An 18,238-nucleotide genomic window follows, 5' to 3' on the forward strand; every position below is an offset into this window, starting at 1 on the left:
GCCCGCCGGTTGTTGTATCCCGGGGTGCGCACACCCACGCAGGGGTGCTGCCTTATGTTATGACCTGTTAGTGTAACGAGAAACCTGAAAGTTCCCTCAAGTAAATATTTCCCATTCATCCGTTTTCGCCCGGTGGATACAGCGCAGCCAGGCGTTTGCGGCAATGTTGCAGCGCCTGCAGGATGTATTTCTCCACGCTGGAGACGGAAACCTGCATGGCATCGGCGATCTCGCCGTAGGACAGGCCGTTGCGCCGATGCAGCAAAAACGCCTGGCGCACATTCAGAGGCAACTCTTCCACGGCCGCCATGATGAGGCTGAGTTTTTCGCGCGCGCCAAGAATATGTTCGGGTGAGGCCGCACTGCCGTTGATATCCGGCGCTTCACCTTCATCGGCTTGCTGGCGTTCGCCGTGCATGAACTGCAGGTGCAATTTGCGCCGCCGCAACTGATCCACGGCCAGGTTGGTGGCGACCTGGAAAAGAAAGGCCCGGGCGTTGTCGAGAGTTTCCGGGGATTGCAGTCGATGCAGGCGCAGAAAGGCTTCCTGGGCGACTTCCGCGGCGTCTTCCGGGCTGTCGAGTTTGCGCGCCAGATAGCGCTCCAGCGCACTGCCGTGGTCATTCACCAGGCGCGCGAGAAAGGCATTTTTGCTGTTAGCTACGACCGTGATGGTGAAACCCTCGTAGTAGCGCGGCGTGCCCTAGAATAGTACGCGACTGCGGATCGTACCGTCTATGCTGGCCAGTTTGGCCAGGGCCACGTCCGAATACTCGGCGTCCACGTCGATCACCACGTAGCCCACCGCCTCATTGGTCTGCAGGAACTGCGCCGAGACGTTGATATCGTACTCGGAGAAGACGCGGTTGATGGCGCTCATGACACCGGGCACATTGTGGTGAATATGCAGCAGGCGATGGCTGCCCTCATGCTCCGGCAGGGACACCTCGGGGAAGTTGACCGACGAGGTTGTGGCGCCGGTATCGCTGTAGCGTGCCAGCTTTTCGGCAACCTCGACACCGATATTGGCCTGTGCCTCCACCGTGCTGCCGCCAATGTGCGGCGTAAGGATGGCGTTGTCGAAGGCCCGCAGTGGCGATACGAATTCTTCATCGTTGGAGCGCGGTTCCACCGGGAACACATCGATGCCGGCACCACCGAGGTGGCCGGATTCGAGGCTCGCGGCCAGGGCTTCGATGTCCACCACCGTTCCCCGCGAGGCGTTCAGCAGAATGCTGCCCCTGGGCATCTGGTCCAGCTGCGCGGCCCCGATCATGTTCCGTGTGCCGCGGGTTTCCGGTACGTGCAGACTGACGACATCCGACTGGGCCAGCAGCTGATCCAGCGAAGGCAGCTGGCGCGCGTTGCCCAGCGGCAGCTTGCTGACCACATCGCAGAACTGTACCTGCATGCCCAGGCCCTCGGCGATCACGCCCAACTGCATGCCAATATTGCCGTAACCGACGATACCCAGACGCTTGCCCCGTATTTCATAAGCGTTGGTTGCGCTTTTCTGCCATTCGCCGCGGTGCGCGGCTGCATTGCGGGCGGCGACGCCGCGCAGCAGCAGAATGGCCTCCGCGATCACCAGCTCCGCCACGCTGCGCGTGTTGCTGAAGGGGGCGTTGAACACGGCGATGCCGCGCCGTGTTGCGGCTGCGAGGTCCACCTGGTTGGTACCGATGCAGAAGCAACCCACGGCAACCAGCTTGCGCGCCGCGTCCAGCACATCGTCCGTGAGCTGGGTACGGGACCGAATGCCGACGAAGTGGGCATTGGCGATCGCCTTTTTCAGGTCGTCTGGCGCCAGGGCTTTCTGATGCTGCTCGATATTGTCGTAACCGGCGTTGCGCAGGGTATCCACCGCTGATGGGTGAACGCCTTCCAGCAGCAGGAAGCGGATTTTACTTTTTTCTAGCGACTTGGGCGCCATACGCGGTAATGCTCCCTGGACGGTGTAGGGTGGGCAGGATTAAGCAGGCGCGTATGCTACCATATCGCGCCCTGTTTGCGCCCCAACCCATTCGACTGCGGAGTAGCCCTGTGTCCAATATCAGCCCGGAAATACTGCAGGCGTTACAGGCCTGCGTTGGCGAGTCGCGCGTGTTGACAGACCCGGACTCCCTGGCGCTGTACGGGCGGGATTGGACCCGGGCCCATGCTCCGGCACCCTCGGCGGTGGTACTGCCCGGCAGTATCGCCGAGGTGCAGGCAGTGGTGGAGCTGGCGGGAGCGCTGCAGCTGGCTCTGGTGCCCTCCGGCGGCCGCACTGGACTCAGCGGTGGCGCCATGGCCTGCCAGGGGGAGATTGTCGTCGCGCTGGACCGCTTGAACCGCATCGATGATTTCAACCCGGTCGACCGCACCGTGCGCTGTGGGGCGGGCGTCGTCACGGCGCAATTGCAGGCCTTTGCGGAGGAGCAGGGCCTGTTCTACCCGGTCGACTTCGCTTCCAGTGGTTCCAGCCAGATTGGCGGTAATATTTCCACCAATGCCGGGGGCATCAAGGTCATCCGCCACGGCATGACCCGCGACTGGGTGGCGGGCCTTAAGCTGGTCACCGGCAGCGGCGAGCTGCTGGATCTCAACCGCGGGCTGGTGAAAAACAATGCCGGTTATGACCTGCGCCAGCTGGTCATTGGTGCCGAGGGCACGCTGGGCATTGTGGTCGAGGCCACCATGCAGTTGGCGCGGCCCCCGCAGAACCTGACGGTGATGGTGCTGGGCGTGCCGGATATGGCCGCCGTGATGCAGGTGCTGGAAACCTGGCAGGGGGCCATGGACCTGCAGGCCTTTGAATTCTTTTCCGAGCTGGCCCTGCAGAAGGTGGTGGCGCACCAGGGCCTGCAGCGGCCCTTCGAGACCCCTGCCGCCTTCTACGCGTTGCTCGAGTTCGAACAGCACACCGAGGCGGATCTCGATCAGGCCATGGCACTGTTCGAGCACTGCGTGGAGCAGGGTTGGGTTGTGGACGGGGTGGTCAGCCAGAGCGTGGCTCAGGCGCAGGCACTGTGGCGCCTGCGCGAGGATATATCCGAGACGATTTCCCGCTGGACGCCTTACAAGAACGATATCTCCACCACCATCGTGCGCGTGCCGGACTTTCTTGCCGAGGTGGAAGCGGTGGTGACGCGGGCCTATCCCGACTTCGAAATCGTGTGGTTCGGGCACATCGGTGACGGCAATGTGCACCTCAATGTGCTCAAGCCCGACGCGCTGCCCATGGCTGAATTCCAGCAGCGTTGCGGGGAAGTGAGCCGCTGGGTCTTCGAAATTGTGCAGCGCCATGAGGGCAGTGTTTCAGCGGAGCACGGTGTGGGCCTGCTGAAGAAAGCGTATCTACACTACAGCCGCAGTGCAGCGGAAATCGCCATTATGAAGCAGATCAAGCAGGTCTTTGATCCGCAGGGCATCATGAACCCGGGCAAGATCTTCGACCTCTAGCCGCAGCCTCAGGAGGCGCGCAGGGTTTCCACGCCGTCGGCTGTGCCCAGCAGCAGCACATCCGCCGGCCGCAGGGCGAACAGCCCATTGGTGACCACGCCGGTGATGTTGTTGATCTTCGCCTCCATGGCGAGGGGCTGCGGGATGGAAAAGTTGTGCACATCGAGGATGACATTGCCGTTGTCGGTCACCACGCCTTCGCGGTATATCGGGTCGCCGCCCAGCTTGACCAGCTCCCGGGCTACGTGGCTGCGTGCCATCGGAATGACCTCGACCGGCAGCGGGAACTGCCCCAGGGTGTGCACGCGCTTGCTCGCGTCAGCGATGCAGACAAAAGTGCGTGCCACCGCGGCAACAATTTTCTCTCGCGTCAGGGCCGCACCGCCGCCCTTGATCAGTTGCAGTGCCGCATTGGCTTCATCGGCGCCGTCGATATAGAAGTCGACCTGCGGCACACTGTTCAAATCGCTCACATGGATGCCGTGCTGGCGAAGCCGTTCGGCAGACGCTTCGGAGCTGGCGACGGTGGTGTTGATTTCGCCGCGCAGGCCGGCGAGCAGGTCGATGAACAGGTTTGCCGTGGAGCCGGTGCCGATGCCGAGCACCGTGTCGCGCTCCAGCTGTGGCCGGATGTAATCCAGTGCGGCCTGTGCAACCGCCTGCTTGAGCGCGTCCTGTGTCATTCTCGCCTGCCTGTCAGCTCGTGGAGCAAAGAGTATAGAGCATAACAGGCAGCGTCTGGCCGAAAGCGAAAAAACGCTCGCTCGTCGGCGATCAATGCTGAAAATCCTCACCAGCTCCATTACCATGTCGGGCTGGCTTTTTACTGGATCACGCTTATGCCCACCTCGTATATCAAGCGCATTCTCGACGCTCGCGTGTACGACGTTGCGCGCGAGACACCTGTGGATGAAGCCATGCTCATGTCGCGGCGCCTGGGGAACCGGGTGTTGTTCAAGCGTGAGGATCTGCAGCCTGTGTTCTCTTTCAAGTTGCGCGGCGCCTACAACAAGATGCAGAAGCTCTCGGCTGAGCAGCGCGCCTGTGGCGTGGTCGCCGCCTCGGCCGGAAATCACGCTCAGGGGCTGGCCATGGCGGCGCAGCACATGGGCGTCAAGGCCACGATCGTGATGCCGCGCACCACGCCGCAAATCAAGGTTGATGCGGTGCGCAACCGGGGCGCCAAAGTGGTGCTGCATGGAGATACCTTCGACGAGGCATCGGTGTACGCGCAAAAGCTGGTCGCGGAAAAGTCCATGGTGTACGTGCATCCGTTCGACGATCCGGATGTGATTGCCGGGCAGGGCACGGTGGGTATGGAAATCGTGCGCCAGCTGCAACGTCCGCTGGACGCTATCTTCGTGCCGGTGGGTGGCGGTGGGCTGCTCGCCGGTGTCGCCGCGTACATCAAGTACGTGTGGCCTGAGACGCGCCTGATTGGTGTCGAGCCGGAGGATGCTGCCTGCCTGCAGCTGGCGCTGCGCAAGGGCCGGCGCGCCGTGTTGCCCGAGGTGGGCCTGTTTGCAGACGGCTGCGCCGTGGCGCAGATCGGCAAGGAGACCTTCCGCGTCATCCGCAGCACGGTGGATGAAGTGATCACCGCCAGCACGGATGAAATCTGCGCCGCGATCAAGGATATTTTCGAAGACACCCGCGGCATTGCCGAGCCCGCGGGGGCACTGGCGCTGGCGGGCTTGAAGAAATATGTGGACACCACCGGTGCGCGCGATCAGGACCTGCTGGCCATTGTCAGCGGTGCCAACACGAATTTCGATCGCCTGCGCTACATCTCCGAGCGTACGGAAATTGGCGAACACCGTGAAGCGGTGATCAGTGTCACGATACCCGAACGCCCCGGCAGCTTCCGCACCTTCTGCAGCGCGCTTGGGCGACGCAATATCACGGAGTTCAACTATCGGTATTCCGATGCGGGAGCGGCGCTGGTATTCCTCGGCCTGTCGGTGATTCCGGGCGGCAACGACCTGAGCGATTTACTGCAGGACCTTGCGGCACAGGGCTACGCAACGGAAGACATGACCAACAACGAAATGGCCAAGCTGCATATTCGGCATATGGTGGGTGGCAGGGCGCCCGCCGACCTGGCGGACGAGGTGGTGTTTCGCGTCGAATTCCCCGAGCGCCCCGGGGCGTTGCTGAAATTTCTCTCCGGTCTCGGCCAGCGCTGGAATATTTCCCTGTTTCATTATCGCAACCACGGTGCCGCTTACGGACGCATCCTGCTGGGCGTGCAGGTGCCTCGAGCCGAACGCAAGGCGTTTCGTGAGGTGTTGCAGGGTGTTGGCTACCCTTGGTGGGACGAAACCGACAATCGGGCCTATCAGCTGTACCTCGGGCAGCCCCAAAAGGGGTAGTGCGCGGGCGCTGATCAGGAAAATCTCCAGTTTTCAAGGGTTTCGGGGTTCTCTTTCGAGAAACGCTGAGCTACACTCTTGAATGTTTGTGAAATAGTGCCAAAAAAGGTCTGGATAAAGGCCGAAAAGAGCCGAAAAGGCCGCAAGTTTTAGCACACGTATTTGGCAAACAGATAACAGCGATGACCGCCTGGGTTGTTCGGGCGCCTCATCGGGGGTGCGGTGCAGTTTGTCGCCTGGTGCGAAACAAGGCATCGCCGTGGGTTGCGAGAATTGTGTAAAAGAGTGTTGCTGTGAAGAGTAAGCCGGATTTATTCCTCGTGATCGCCGCCGCCTTCGGGTTCGGCGTACTGATCACTATGTTGTTGCCACTATCCGCCAGTGACTCTGTTGCGTCCCCCGCATCTGAGCTGCAGGCCGGCGTCATCATCGAGAAGTGAGTCGCTCGCGGGGTTGCGGCGGACAGGGCGTGAGGCCGTTTTCGGTCAGCACCCACTGCAGGGCCACGTCCCAATGTTGCATCGCCAGGCCGTTGATTTCCTGGCAGTCGTAAGCAAGCCCCACCCGTAGCGGCCCCCAGGCATCGGCCAGGGTGCGATCGTAGAACCCGCCCCCCATACCCAGGCGATAGCCATCGCGCTGCCAGCCCACCAGTGGCATTACCACAACATCGAGTTCGGCAACGGCAATCGCGTCGGCTTGTGCTGTTGGTTCCGGGATGCCGTAGCGGTTGTTCTGCAGGGACGCGTTGTCTCGCCACGCGCGGAAGGTCAGCGTGCGGTGTTGCGTCAACACCGGCAGGTAAACCCGCTTGCCCGCGCTACGGCAGGCATCGGCCAGTGGTTGGGTGTCGAGTTCACCGTCGTTGGGCCAGTACAGGCCGATCCGGTATGCGGCGCTCCAACCCGGCAGGCCGCTGATATGTTCTGCGGCGGCCCACGCTGCGGCGTCGCGCCGAGCGGGTTCTATGCTTTTGCGCTGGCCGCGAAGCTGGCGCCGCAGCGCGCTGCGGGCGTCTGAATCAGTGGGCATGTGAAAGGTGGATTCCCGGCATGGCGTTGACAGAGTTGCCCTGAACCCGACGGTTCAAGGAGGAGGGCCCTGCACTGTATCAGGCTTTCCGGTCAGTGCCGGACATGCACACCAACAGCAACGAGGAACCTCCGGGTATAGACTTATCGGCTCGAGGACTGTCTGCCTGGCGCCTATGCCAGGGATCCAGTACGCAGTATACACGACTTGCAGGCCGGCCTGGGGGCAGTCAGCTGATTTCCAGCTGCCGCAACTGGTACAGCGCCTCGTCAACCTTGCGTTGCAGGCTGGCTACCGCGGTGTTGTCCACGTCCTCGCTGACCGCGGGCGCCGCACCCTGGCCGGAGGCCTTGAGCAGCTCGTGGCTGATGTTGAGTGCCGCCATCACCGCAATGCGCTCCAGGCCAATCACCTTGCCGGTGTCGCGGATGGCGCGCATCTGCTTGTCGAGGTAGCGCGCGGAAATAATCAGCTCGGCCTGCTGGTCCTCGGGGCAGGCCACCTGATATTCCTTGTCCAGAATATGCACCGAAACGGTGTTGACCGTACTCACTGGCGTTGCTCCATAGACCGCAGGCGCGCGATCATCGCTTCGACTTTGTTGCGCGCCAGATCGTTCTTGCTGATGAGGTCCTGACGCTCCAGGCGCCAGCCATCATTCTCGCGTTTCAGGCGCTGGTTTTCGCGGTTGAGATCCCGGCACAGGGCGATCAACTCGTCAATTCTGGTCTCCAGAGTCTGGAGTTGGGTATCTGCCATGACGTGCTACTTGGGCTGTCTGGATATAGGGCTTACTATAGAGCTGGCTGTGAGACAGGTCAACGCAGCAAAAGTTTTTATATTTCAATGGCCTGCCGACCCTTTCGCAGTATCCGGTAGAGGTGCAGGGGTGGTTTTTGCCAAAAAGTGGCCGCAACAGGGAGTAACTTGGATGTTCGACAGGCTGCCCGGTGACACCGGGTTGTTTGACTTCGATGACGTTGCCGACCAGCTTCTGGAGCAGGGCGTCAGCCTGTCCCCGGCGGAGGTGCACGGTTGCCTGGTGGGCCTGCTGGCGGCCGGCCACGACCCGGAGCCGGGTGCCGGGCTCAACGCCCTCAACCAGGCGCTGGACCTGGACCTGCATGGCGCCCTGGCGGATGAAGTGATGCAGCTTTATGCGCACTGCAATGCCGCGCTGGTGGATGACGTATTTGATTTTTCCCCCCTGTTGCCTGACGAAAGCCACGAGCTGGCGGTGCGCACGGCATCGCTCGCCGACTGGTGTCGCGGTTTCCTCACCGGCTTTGCGCGCACGGTGGCTGCCAGTGGCACCGGAGGCGAAACCCTGCCGGGCGACAGTACGGAGATTCTGCGCGACTTCGCGGCCATGGCCCAGGCCAGTGCCGACGAGCATGATGAGGACGATGACGAGGCGGAAGAGGCCTATTTCGCGCTGGTGGAATACCTGCGTGTGGCCGCGGTGAATGTTTTTCTCGACACGCGCGGGCGGCAGGACGACCGCGAGCGCTCGCTCAAGGGCAAGCCGGATGCCTTACATTAAAAGCTCGAGTGTGGGCAAACGGCGAGGGCGGTTGACGTGAAGATCAGCCGACAGGAGTTCGCACGCCGCCGCCAGCGCCTGATGGCGTTGATGGAGCCGAACAGTATTGCCATCGTTCCCGCGGCCCGCGAACAGTTGCGCAGCCGCGATACGGAATACCCTTTCCGGCAGGACAGCGATTTCCACTACCTCTGTGGTTTCCCGGAACCGGGCGCCGTGTTGGTGTTGATTCCCGGTCGCGGGCATGGCGAATACGTGTTGTTCTGCCGTGAACGCGACCCGGCGCTGGAGCTGTGGCACGGTTACCGTGCCGGCCCCGAGGGCGCCTGCAGTGACTATGGCGCGGACGACGCGTTCCCGATCGGTGATATCGACGACATCCTGCCCGGGCTGATCGAGGGGCGCGACCGGGTCTATTACTCCATGGGGCGCAGTGCAGATTTCGACCGCCGCATCATGGCCTGGGTCAACCTCATTCGCAGCAAGGAAGCCAGCGGCTCGGTGCCCCCCGGCGAATTTACCGATCTCGACCACATGCTGCACGACCTGCGCCTGAAAAAAAGCGCTGCGGAGCTGCGCCTGCTCGCGCACGCGGGCGAAATCACCGCCCGGGCACACAGTCGCGCCATGCGCCGCGCCGCACCCGGGGTTTTCGAATACCAGCTGGAGGCGGAACTGCTGCATGAATTCGCCCAGGGTGGCGCGCGCTTCCCCGCCTACCCCTCCATTGTGGGCAGCGGCCCCAACAGCTGCATTTTGCACTACACCCAGAATGCGCGGGCCATGCGCAAGGGTGAGCTGGTGCTGATTGATGCGGGTTGCGAATACCAGGGCTATGCGGCGGACGTCACCCGCACCTTTCCGGTGGATGGGCAGTTTTCACGTCAGCAACGGGCGATCTACAGCGTCGTGCTGGAGGCCCAGCAGGCGGCCATCGCTGCGGTGCGGCCCGGCAATCACTGGAATGCCCCGCACGAGGCCACGGTGGAGGTGATCACCCGCGGTCTGCGTGACCTGGGCTTGCTCAGCGGCGAGGTGGCCCATTTGGTTGCCGAGGGGGCCTACCGCCCGTTCTATATGCACCGCGCCGGGCACTGGTTGGGCCTGGATGTGCACGATGTCGGCGATTATCGCGTGGCGGGCACCTGGCGCCAGCTGGAGCCGGGCATGGTGCTGACAGTGGAGCCGGGCATTTACATCGCGCCCGACAACACCGATGTTGCAGCGCGTTGGCGCGGAATTGGCATACGCATCGAAGACGATGTTGTGGTCACCGAGGAGGGTTGCGAGGTGCTGACCGCGCAGGTACCGCGGGATCCCGACGAGATTGAGGCCCTGATGGCGGTGGCACGCGGATGAGCGAGCGCGATGTGGTCATCGCCGGTGGGGGGATGGTCGGTATCAGCCTGGCACTCGCCCTGGCGCGCCGGCTGCCCGAGCAGGTCCGGATTACCCTGGTAGAGGGTTTCGCACTGCCCCCGGCTGCCGCGGCCGCCCCCGACTATCACCCTGCCTTCGACGCGCGCTCCACGGCGCTGAGCTACGGTTCCGAGCAGATCTACCGGGCGCTGGGGCTGTGGCCACTCCTGCAGCGCTGGCTGTGCCCGATTGAAACCATTCATGTCTCCAGTCGCGGCCATTTTGGCAGCAGCGTCCTGCGCGCGGTGGATTACGACTGGGATGCTCTGGGTCACGTGGTCGAAAACGCCTGGCTGGGGCAGGCGCTGTTGCATGCCTTGCGCGCCGAGAATCGCGTAGAACTGCTCAATCCGGCACGGGTAGTGGACGCCAAGCCCGCTCGGGAAGGCGTCACCCTGGCCCTGGATGGCGACGGTCCCGCGGCGTTGACCACGGCCTTGCTGGTGGTGGCCGATGGCGCTGATTCGGGCCTGCGTCAGCGACTTGGCGTTGCCGCGACGGAGAAGCCCTATCGCCAGCACGCACTCATTTGTAACGTGGCCACCGCCGAGCCCCACGCCGGCTGCGCTTTCGAGCGCTTTACCGACGAAGGGCCACTGGCACTGCTGCCGCTGCTGCCGGCCGCCGGTGCCCGGCACCGCAGCGCGTTGGTGTGGACCTTGCCGCCGCAGCGCGCTGCGCAGCTGCTGGAGTGCCCGCAGGAGGACTTCCTGACTGCCCTGCAGCAGCGCTTCGGCTACCGGCTCGGGCGCCTGCAGCAGGTGGGCGCTCGCCACGCCTACCCGCTTGCCCTGCGCCACTGTGAGGAGCAGGTGCGCGCGGGCATTGCGGTGATGGGCAATGCGGCGCACGCGCTGCACCCGGTGGCCGGGCAGGGTTTCAATCTGGCTTTGCGCGATATCTGGGCCCTGTGTGATGTGCTTGCGGAAGGCATTACCCAGGGTCATGGTCCGGGTTCGCTCGCGGTTTTACAGCGCTACCGGGCGCGGCAGCAGGGCGACCAGCGTCGCACCATTGAATTCAGCGACCGGCTGCCCGCACTGTTCATGCACAGCGATCCGCTGCTGGCACTGGCGCGAGACCTCGCCCTGTCGGGGCTCGACTGGGTGGCCCCGTTGAAGCGCGCTTTCGTTGCACAGGCTGCGGGCATGCAGGCACTGGAGGCCGTTCATGACTGAGTTGCCGCCCTGTGATGTGGCGATCATCGGCGCGGGCATCGCCGGCACTGCGCTGGCGTTGGCGCTGTCTGGCCACGGGCTGCGCATCGTGCTGATTGAGGCGCAGGGCACCGAGCGCACCGCGCTGCCGGCGGCACTCTCCCTGGAGAGCTTCGATCCGCGCGTGGTCGCGCTCAACCCGCGCTCGCGGGGTGTGCTGCAGGGACTGGATGCCTGGCAGGCGGTTGCCGACTACCGGCTGTGCGCTTACCGGCACATGACGGTGTGGGATGCCGAAGGGACCGGGGCCATTGATTTCGACAGCGCGGACGTGAATGTGGAGGCGCTCGGCTATATCGTGGAAAACCGGGCGCTGGTCGCGGCACTGCTGCACCGGCTGGCGGCCTGTGCCGATGTTCGGGTGCTGGCGCCGGAGTCCCTGGCTGGCTGCGAACGCGGCGCGGAGGGCAGCATGGCGCTCACGCTCGCCTCCGGCGCGCGCCTGCGGTGTGGGCTGGTGGTGGCAGCGGATGGTGCGCTCTCCCGGGTGCGCGAGTTGCTCGCCTTCCGCACGCGGGAATGGGACTACGGGCATCACGCCATAGTTGCCACGGTGCAGGTAGAGCACCCTCACCAGGCAACGGCCTGGCAGCGCTTCCTGCCCAGCGGTCCGCTGGCTTTTCTGCCCTTGCCGTCCACCGCGTCCGCGCACTATTGCTCGATTGTCTGGTCGTTGCAGTCCGCGCGTGTCGAGGGCTTGCAGGCACTGGACGAGGCCGGATTCTGTGCCGCGCTGGAGCGGGCTTTTGAAGGTCGCCTGGGGCGGGTCCAGGCCTGTTCCCGGCGCTACGCTTTTCCGCTGCGTCAGCGCCACGCGGTCGATTACATCCAGCCGGGTGCGGTGCTGGTTGCCGATGCCGCGCACACCATCCATCCGCTCGCGGGGCAGGGCATTAACCTGGGTCTGCAGGACGTCGCGGTGCTGGTGGAAGAGCTGCTGCGCGCGGCGCAGCGCGGCGAACCGCTGGGCAGCGTGGAGGTGCTGCGCCGCTACCAGCGCCGGCGCAAGGGCGAAAACCTGGCCATGATGGCGGCCATGGATGGCTTCAAGCGACTGTTCGAGCAACCCGCACTGCCGCTGCGCTGGCTGCGCAATGCCGGCCTGCGCGGCGTTGACCGTGCCGGCCCGCTGAAGCACCAGCTGATGCGCCAGGCAATGGGTCTAGGCGCCGCCAAAGCGATGCAATAGCCCGCGCCACGCATCCTCTGCGCAGCGCAACACATTGTTTTTCGGAAGCCTCCCGGTAGAATGCGCGTTTCCCCGTCGGCCGTCGCCGATCACTGTACGAGAGGATGCACCATGAGCATGACCCCGAGTGAACTGAAGTATGCGAGCAGCCATGAGTGGGCGCGCCTGGAAGAAGATGGCACCGTCACCATCGGTATCAGTGACCACGCACAGGAAGCGCTGGGCGATGTTGTGTTTGTCGAAGTGCCAGGCATTGGAGATCGCCTTGCTGCCGGCGATGAAGCCGGTGTGGTGGAGTCGGTCAAGGCCGCGTCCGACATTTATGCGCCGATCAGTGGCGAAGTCATCGCCGTCAATGAAGCCCTGGAAGATGAGCCGGAAACTGTGAATGCCGATCCCTACAACGATGGCTGGTTTTTCCGCCTGCAACCGGACGACACCAGCGAGCTGGAGAAGTTGCTGAGCGCCGAGGACTACGCCAACCACTGTGCCGACGAGTGAGTGCTGACCTGTTCCTGCGGACGGGTGCCGACCGGCGCCTGGCTGCGGGGCACCTCTGGGTATTCTCCAACGAAGTCGACGTTCAGCGCAGCCCGCTGCAATCCTTTGCCGCCGGCGATGTGGTTCAGGTGCGCCGGGCAGATGGCGCCCTGCTCGGTTCCGCTTACATGGAGCCCCAGTCGCTGATCTGCGCGCGCGTGTACGCGCACGGCCTGCAGCAGGCTCTGTCCGCCGACTGGCTTGCACCGCTGGTGGCGAGAGCCCTGGCCAGCCGCGAGGCGTTGCTGCCGGGTCAGTGTTACCGGCTGGTGTATGGAGATAGCGACGGTATCCCCGGTCTTGTGGTTGATCGTTTTGGCGCATACCTGGTTATGCAGTTTCACAATGCGGGCATTGAGCAACACGAGTCTGCGGTGATCGAGGCTTTGCGGCGTGTGCTGAACCCGGCGGGCATCCTGCTGCGCGCGGACAGCCGCAGCCGCCGCGAGCAGGGGCTGGTCGAACGGGTGGAGGTGGTGTTCGGCGAGGTGCCGGAGGTGGTGAAACTGCAGGAGAATGGTGTGGCATTCGCGGCGCCGGTATTGCAGGGGCAGAAAACGGGCTGGTTCTATGACCATCGCATGGCCCGTGCGCGGCTGCGCGACTACGCACCGGGCCAGCGCGTGCTGGATGTGTACAGCTATATCGGCGGCTGGGGTATTCAGGCGGCCGCCTGTGGCGCCAGCGAGGTGCTCTGCGTGGACAGTTCGGCAACGGCACTGGCAGGGGTTGCCGCCAATGCGCGCTTGAACGGGCTGGAGGACCGGGTTGCGGTACGTCAGGGGCAAGCGGCGGAGGTGCTGCAGACCTTGCGCAGCGAAGGCCAGCAGTTTGACCTGGTGATTGTCGACCCACCCGCCTTCATCCAGCGTCGCAAGGACATCAAAAAAGGCATCAAGGCCTACCAGCGCATCAACGAGCTTGGCCTGGCACTGCTCAGCCCTGGCGGGGTGCTGGTCTCCGCGTCCTGTTCCATGCATCTTTCGCGCGCCGATCTGGTGCTTGCGGTGCAGGGCGCGGCGCGTCGCAGCGGCTGTGAATTGCGCGTGCTGGAACAGGGCGGGCAGGGGCCGGATCACCCGGTACACCCACTCATCCCCGAAACTGATTACCTGAAATCGGTGTTTTCCCGGCGGCTTACGCCCGCAGGGATATAACCGGCCAGCCCTCAGCCACCGCGCGCGCCCGCAGTGTAGCGTCGGGGTCCACGGCCACCGCGAAATCGACACATTCCAGCAGCGGCAGATCGTTGTGGGAGTCGCTGTAGAACCAGCTCCCGGCCAGGTCCAGTTGTTTGTTATGCAGCCAGCCCTGCAGCCGCAGCACTTTGCCGTGATGGTATGACGGAATGCCGACGGGTTCACCGGTATAGCGGCCATCCACCAGTTCCGCGTCGCAGGCGAGCAGGTCATCGATGCCCAGGGCGTCGACGATAGGCCGCGTGATGAAGTGGTTGGTTGCCGTGATCACCAGCAGGTGATGTCCCTGCTGTCGGTGGTTGGCGATGAGGTCGCGGGCGCGGGGCAGCATGATCGGTTCGATCTTTTCGCGCATGAATTGCCGGTGCAGCGGTGCCAGCTCTTCCGGTGAGCGCCCGGCGAGCGGGCCGAGTGCGAAGCGCAGGTAGGCGTCGATATCCAGCGTGCCTGCCTGGTAGTCCCGGTAAAAGCGCTCGTTCTCTCGGGCAAAGCTGTCGCTGTCCACCAGCCCCTGTTCGCACACGAATTGGCCCCACAAGTGGTCGCTGTCGCCGCTGATCAGGGTGTTGTCGAGGTCGAAAATGGCAAGTGTCATGGCGTGCTCCAGGCTGGCGCGAGGATAGCGTGGCCGGCCCGTAGAGTAAATTTCTCAGACACCGGAAAGTGTGGAACAATAGTCGGTCGCATAATAAGGATGGTATCCGGTGATCGATTCAGAGGGATTCAGGCCCAACGTTGGGATCATACTGGCCAACGATGCAGGTCAGCTCTTGTGGGCGCGCCGCATTGGTGGCCGCGACGCCTGGCAGTTTCCTCAGGGCGGCATCAACCGGGGTGAAACCCCCGAGGAGGCCCTTTATCGGGAGCTGCACGAAGAGGTTGGCCTCGCGCCCGAGGCGGTAAACGTGGTGGCCGCCACCCGCGGTTGGCTGCGCTACCGCCTGCCACGGCGTTTCGTGCGCAAAGACCAGAACCCGCTGTGTATCGGCCAGAAACAGAAATGGTTTCTGCTGCATCTGCGCGCGACAGACGACGCCGTGTGCCTGAACGCCAATCAGAAGCCCGAGTTCGATCACTGGCAATGGGTGAGTTACTGGTACCCGTTGAACCAGGTAGTGGCCTTCAAGCGCGAAGTGTACCGGCGCGCCCTCAAGGAGTTGGCGCCGCCGCTGGCGCGACTCACGGATGTGCCTGGCTGATGGCGGCCATGATGCTGGAGACCCTGCGCAACATTGTGCAGGAGGTGAACGCTGCCGAAGGGCTCAATGACGCGCTGCAGATCATCGTCAAACGGGTCCGTGATGCCATGGGCACCGAGGTCTGCAGCGTGTATATGCGTGATGAAGCCAGCGGACGTTTCGTGTTTCGCGCCACCGAGGGCCTGAACGCACTACAGGTGGGGGCGGCGAGCCTGGCCCCGGGTGAAGGCCTGGTCGGCCTGGTGGCCCAGCGCGAGGAGCCGGTCAACCTCGAGAACGCCGAGAGCCACCCCAGCTTCCAGCTGCTGGAAGGCTTGGGTGAGGAACCCTTCCACGCCTTCCTCGGTGTACCCATTATCCACCAGCGCGATGTTCTCGGTGTGTTGATCATTCAGCAGGCCAAGCGGCGCCGGTTCGACGAAAGCGAAGAAGCTTTTCTGGTCACAATGTCGGCGCAGCTGGCGGCCGTGATCGCGCACGCCCGGGTTACCGGCGCGGTGCAGGAAGAACTGCTGGGTGGTGCTGCCGCCCCCGCGCGGATCAACGGTATCCCCGGCGCGCCGGGGGTGGCGATTGGCACGGCGGTGGTGGTTTCGCCGGTGGCCGACCTCTACGCCGTACCGCGCAAGACGGCCAGCAACCGGCGCCAGGAGCTGCGTGCGTTCAAGGCGGCACTCGCCAGCGTGCGCGCGGACATCCAGGGTGTCTCTGATAACCTGCGTGGCGAAATGAGCGCCGAGGATCACGCGCTGTTCGATGTGTACCTGGGCATTCTCGATGACTCCGCCATCGGTGGTGAGGTGGCGGGCCTGATCAAGGCCGGGCAGTGGGCCCAGGGGGCCTTGAGCGAGGTGATGATTCGTCATATTCGTCATTTCGAACGCATGGAGCACAGTTACTTGCGCGAGCGTGCGGTGGACGTCAAGGATCTGGGTACGCGAGTACTCGCTTACCTGCAGGACGCCGCCCGCAATGAGCAGGCCGCTTACCCCGCGCACACCATTCTGGTGGGAGAGGAGCTGACAGCGTCCTCCCTCGGCGAGATACCCCGGGAGCAGTTGGCCGGGCTGATATCTGTGCGCGGTTCGGGCAATTCGCATGTGGCGATTCTTGCCCGCGCGATGGGTGTGCCCACCGTCATGGGCGCGGTCGATCTGCCCTATACCCGCCTGCAGGACCGGGAGCTGGTAGTTGACGGCTACAACGGCATTGTGCATCTGAACCCGCTGCCGGACGTGCGGGCGCGCTTCCAGGACGTGGTCGACCAGGACCAGGCCATGTCTCGGGACCTCGAGTCCCTGCGCGAGCTGCCCTGCGAAACCGTGGATGGCCACCGCCTGCCGCTCTGGGTCAACACTGGTCTGATGGCCGATGTCACGCGCTCGCTCGAGCAGGGGGCAGAGGGCGTCGGCCTCTACCGGACGGAAGTGCCGTTTCTTCTGCGTGACCGTTTCCCCAGTGAGGAAGAGCAGCGGCTGATCTACCGCGAGCAGCTTGCGGCCTTCGCGCCGCGCCCGGTGACCATGCGCACACTGGATATCGGCGGCGACAAGGCCCTGCCGTATTTTCCGATAGCCGAAGACAACCCCTTCCTGGGCTGGCGCGGCATTCGCGTGACGCTGGATCACCCGGAGATTTTCCTGGCCCAGGTGCGCGCCATGCTCAAGGCCAACGCAGGTTATGGGAACCTGCGCATCATGTTGCCCATGATCAGTAACATCGCGGAATTCGAAGAGGCGCTGGAGCTGATTCATCGCGGGCATCGGGAAATCGTGCAGGAAGGCACGGAGGTCGCCCTGCCCCCCATTGGTGTCATGGTCGAGGTGCCCTCGGCGGTTTACCAGGCGCGCGCCCTGGCGCGGCGTGCCGACTTCCTCTCGGTCGGCAGCAATGACCTCACGCAATACCTGCTGGCGGTGGATCGCAACAATGCGCGGGTTGCCGGCCTTTATCACGCCTATCATCCGGCGGTGCTACAGGCGCTCTGCATGGTGGCGGAAGCCGGCGCGGCAGAGGGCAAACCCGTGAGCATCTGCGGTGAGCTCGCCGGTGACCCCCTGGCCGCCGTACTGTTGATGGCCATGGGTTACGGCGTGTTGTCGATGAATGCCACTGCGCTGCCGCGGGTGAAGAAGTCCCTGCGCAGCCTGACACACGCCGAGGCTCGTGAGTTGTTGGCCGAAGTGATGCTGCTGGAACACGCCGGAGCGGTGCAGTCGCGGCTACAGACCTTCATGGCGGCACACGGCCTGCAGCAGTTTATTCACGCCCCGCTTGGCTGAGCGTGACCGGGAACCGGTAGGCCTTGCACGCCGCCTGTTTTCCGGCGGGATCGAACTGGCATTCACGCCAATCAAGTAGGGCGCCATCCTCATGATCCGGCCGTTGTAGCCACAACGTGGTACACGCCCGCGTGCCGTAGTCCGGGGTCACGATGAACTGTGCGGACAGACGGCGGTCCATGCGCGCCGCCTGCTCCGAGGGATGCAGCGCGTGCTCCGGCGCCAATTCGCGGTCAGACACCGTGGCCTGCAGTGTGTCGTGGTCAACGGTGCCGCTATCGACCACCGCCGCCAGTCGCGAGCGTGCCCGCAACAGCTTGGGCCAGGGCGTATCCAGGCGCTCGTTGCTCAGGCCGTAAATGCCCGGCGACAGCGGCTTCGCGGACTCCCCCGCGAGCCGGTTACTGTAGTACCAGAGCTCCTCACTGTCGCCGACCAGCAAGTTAAATCCCGCGTAGTCTTCCGCGGCCAGCGCCACTTGGCGCAGGTAGCCCTCGGCGGACAGGTCCGCCGCAAGAAAGTTGACCGCCAATTCTCCCCGGGAGCGCGCGGCGGGGGCGGTTTGCGCGGGGTCGCGAAAGTTGGTGACGGCGGCGAAGCGCCCGGTCTCTGTCACACCCATCCAGGTGCCGCCGGCCTCCAGGTCCCGCCCTGCCAACAGTGTGGGGTGATCGCTCCAGAATTCGGCAGCCGCCGTGGGGCGGTGATGGAATTCATCGCGGTTGGCCGCGAGCAGCAGCGGCGTGGCGGCGAGCACTTTCCAGCCGAGGACAATGAGGCACATGGTCACGCTTCCTTTGAC

Annotated in this window: 19 protein-coding genes and 1 other RNA gene; 11 read left to right on the forward strand and 9 right to left on the reverse strand. The window is 63.9% G+C overall.

Going from position 1 to position 18,238, the window contains the following annotated elements; translation table 11 throughout:
• Positions 1-115: 115 nt before the first annotated feature.
• Together EGJ68_RS02445 and serA are read right to left on the reverse strand one after the other, a co-directional pair.
• The gene (locus tag EGJ68_RS02445) at positions 116-628 is read right to left on the reverse strand and encodes an RNA polymerase sigma factor (protein WP_233248645.1); all 513 of its coding nucleotides are present in this window, start codon (positions 626-628) and stop codon (positions 116-118) included.
• A gap of 75 nt (positions 629-703) precedes the next feature.
• Positions 704-1,933, reverse strand: a complete 1,230-nt coding sequence (gene serA, locus EGJ68_RS02450; protein ID WP_123032954.1) for a phosphoglycerate dehydrogenase — start codon at positions 1,931-1,933, stop codon at positions 704-706.
• Between the two features lie 110 nt (positions 1,934-2,043).
• Between serA and EGJ68_RS02455 the strand changes: the two genes are divergently transcribed.
• Complete coding sequence (locus EGJ68_RS02455) at positions 2,044-3,444, forward strand: FAD-binding oxidoreductase (RefSeq protein WP_233248646.1); 1,401 nt, start codon at positions 2,044-2,046, stop codon at positions 3,442-3,444.
• Positions 3,445-3,452: 8 nt separating this feature from the next.
• Here EGJ68_RS02455 and rpiA read toward each other — a convergent pair whose 3' ends face one another.
• Positions 3,453-4,127 carry a ribose-5-phosphate isomerase RpiA gene (rpiA, locus tag EGJ68_RS02460; protein ID WP_123032956.1) on the reverse strand — a complete coding sequence of 225 codons (675 nt, stop codon included), beginning with the start codon at positions 4,125-4,127 and terminating at the stop codon, positions 3,453-3,455.
• Between the two features lie 156 nt (positions 4,128-4,283).
• Between rpiA and ilvA the strand changes: the two genes are divergently transcribed.
• Positions 4,284-5,816 (forward strand): threonine ammonia-lyase, biosynthetic, encoded by a 1,533-nt coding sequence (gene ilvA, locus EGJ68_RS02465; protein WP_123032957.1) that lies wholly within the window; start codon positions 4,284-4,286, stop codon positions 5,814-5,816.
• 293 nt (positions 5,817-6,109) lie between these two features.
• A complete protein-coding gene (locus EGJ68_RS18065) occupies positions 6,110-6,256 on the forward strand; it encodes a hypothetical protein (protein WP_158283460.1) in 147 nt (48 codons plus the stop codon).
• On the opposite strand, the gene EGJ68_RS02470 is transcribed toward EGJ68_RS18065, so the two are convergent.
• From EGJ68_RS02470 to EGJ68_RS02485, 4 genes are all read right to left on the reverse strand, one after another.
• Positions 6,243-6,848, reverse strand: a complete 606-nt coding sequence (locus tag EGJ68_RS02470) for a 5-formyltetrahydrofolate cyclo-ligase (protein ID WP_123032958.1) — start codon at positions 6,846-6,848, stop codon at positions 6,243-6,245. The two genes, EGJ68_RS18065 and EGJ68_RS02470, sit on opposite strands and share 14 nt — an antisense overlap.
• Positions 6,849-6,856: 8 nt before the next feature.
• Positions 6,857-7,036: non-coding RNA, 6S RNA (gene ssrS / locus EGJ68_RS02475), on the reverse strand.
• A gap of 41 nt (positions 7,037-7,077) precedes the next feature.
• On the reverse strand, positions 7,078-7,401 hold the full coding sequence (locus EGJ68_RS02480; RefSeq protein WP_027950225.1) for a cell division protein ZapA: 324 nt from the start codon (positions 7,399-7,401) through the stop codon (positions 7,078-7,080).
• Positions 7,398-7,607: a TIGR02449 family protein gene (locus EGJ68_RS02485; protein WP_027950226.1), complete on the reverse strand. Its 210-nt coding sequence runs from the start codon at positions 7,605-7,607 to the stop codon at positions 7,398-7,400. The genes EGJ68_RS02480 and EGJ68_RS02485 overlap by 4 nt, the downstream gene beginning before the upstream one ends.
• 172 nt (positions 7,608-7,779) lie before the next feature.
• Between EGJ68_RS02485 and EGJ68_RS02490 the strand changes: the two genes are divergently transcribed.
• From EGJ68_RS02490 to EGJ68_RS02515, 6 genes are all read left to right on the forward strand, one after another.
• Positions 7,780-8,391, forward strand: a complete 612-nt coding sequence (locus EGJ68_RS02490; RefSeq protein ID WP_123032959.1) for a UPF0149 family protein — start codon at positions 7,780-7,782, stop codon at positions 8,389-8,391.
• Between the two features lie 36 nt (positions 8,392-8,427).
• Positions 8,428-9,750 (forward strand): Xaa-Pro aminopeptidase, encoded by a 1,323-nt coding sequence (gene pepP, locus EGJ68_RS02495; protein WP_123032960.1) that lies wholly within the window; start codon positions 8,428-8,430, stop codon positions 9,748-9,750.
• Positions 9,747-10,988 carry a 2-octaprenyl-6-methoxyphenyl hydroxylase gene (ubiH, locus tag EGJ68_RS02500; RefSeq protein WP_123032961.1) on the forward strand — a complete coding sequence of 414 codons (1,242 nt, stop codon included), beginning with the start codon at positions 9,747-9,749 and terminating at the stop codon, positions 10,986-10,988. Before pepP ends, ubiH begins: the two co-directional genes overlap by 4 nt.
• Positions 10,981-12,216, forward strand: a complete 1,236-nt coding sequence (locus EGJ68_RS02505) for a UbiH/UbiF/VisC/COQ6 family ubiquinone biosynthesis hydroxylase (protein ID WP_123032962.1) — start codon at positions 10,981-10,983, stop codon at positions 12,214-12,216. Before ubiH ends, EGJ68_RS02505 begins: the two co-directional genes overlap by 8 nt.
• Positions 12,217-12,327: 111 nt before the next feature.
• Complete coding sequence (gene gcvH / locus EGJ68_RS02510; protein WP_123032963.1) at positions 12,328-12,717, forward strand: glycine cleavage system protein GcvH; 390 nt, start codon at positions 12,328-12,330, stop codon at positions 12,715-12,717.
• On the forward strand, positions 12,714-13,913 hold the full coding sequence (locus tag EGJ68_RS02515) for a class I SAM-dependent rRNA methyltransferase (protein WP_123032964.1): 1,200 nt from the start codon (positions 12,714-12,716) through the stop codon (positions 13,911-13,913). The genes gcvH and EGJ68_RS02515 overlap by 4 nt, the downstream gene beginning before the upstream one ends.
• Here EGJ68_RS02515 and EGJ68_RS02520 read toward each other — a convergent pair.
• Positions 13,894-14,550, reverse strand: a complete 657-nt coding sequence (locus tag EGJ68_RS02520; RefSeq protein ID WP_123032965.1) for a histidinol-phosphatase — start codon at positions 14,548-14,550, stop codon at positions 13,894-13,896. The two genes, EGJ68_RS02515 and EGJ68_RS02520, sit on opposite strands and share 20 nt — an antisense overlap.
• A 109-nt stretch (positions 14,551-14,659) precedes the next feature.
• Here EGJ68_RS02520 and EGJ68_RS02525 point away from each other — a divergent pair, with 109 nt between their 5' ends.
• Complete coding sequence (locus EGJ68_RS02525) at positions 14,660-15,154, forward strand: RNA pyrophosphohydrolase (protein WP_123032966.1); 495 nt, start codon at positions 14,660-14,662, stop codon at positions 15,152-15,154.
• A gap of 11 nt (positions 15,155-15,165) precedes the next feature.
• Positions 15,166-17,436 carry a phosphoenolpyruvate--protein phosphotransferase gene (gene ptsP, locus EGJ68_RS02530; RefSeq protein ID WP_123034001.1) on the forward strand — a complete coding sequence of 757 codons (2,271 nt, stop codon included), beginning with the start codon at positions 15,166-15,168 and terminating at the stop codon, positions 17,434-17,436.
• On the opposite strand, the gene EGJ68_RS02535 is transcribed toward ptsP, so the two are convergent.
• Positions 17,414-18,220: an NRDE family protein gene (locus tag EGJ68_RS02535; protein WP_123032967.1), complete on the reverse strand. Its 807-nt coding sequence runs from the start codon at positions 18,218-18,220 to the stop codon at positions 17,414-17,416. The two genes, ptsP and EGJ68_RS02535, sit on opposite strands and share 23 nt — an antisense overlap.
• Positions 18,221-18,238: the final 18 nt, after the last annotated feature.

Source organism: Haliea alexandrii (assembly GCF_003719295.1).
GTDB classification, from domain to species: domain Bacteria; phylum Pseudomonadota; class Gammaproteobacteria; order Pseudomonadales; family Halieaceae; genus Haliea; species Haliea alexandrii.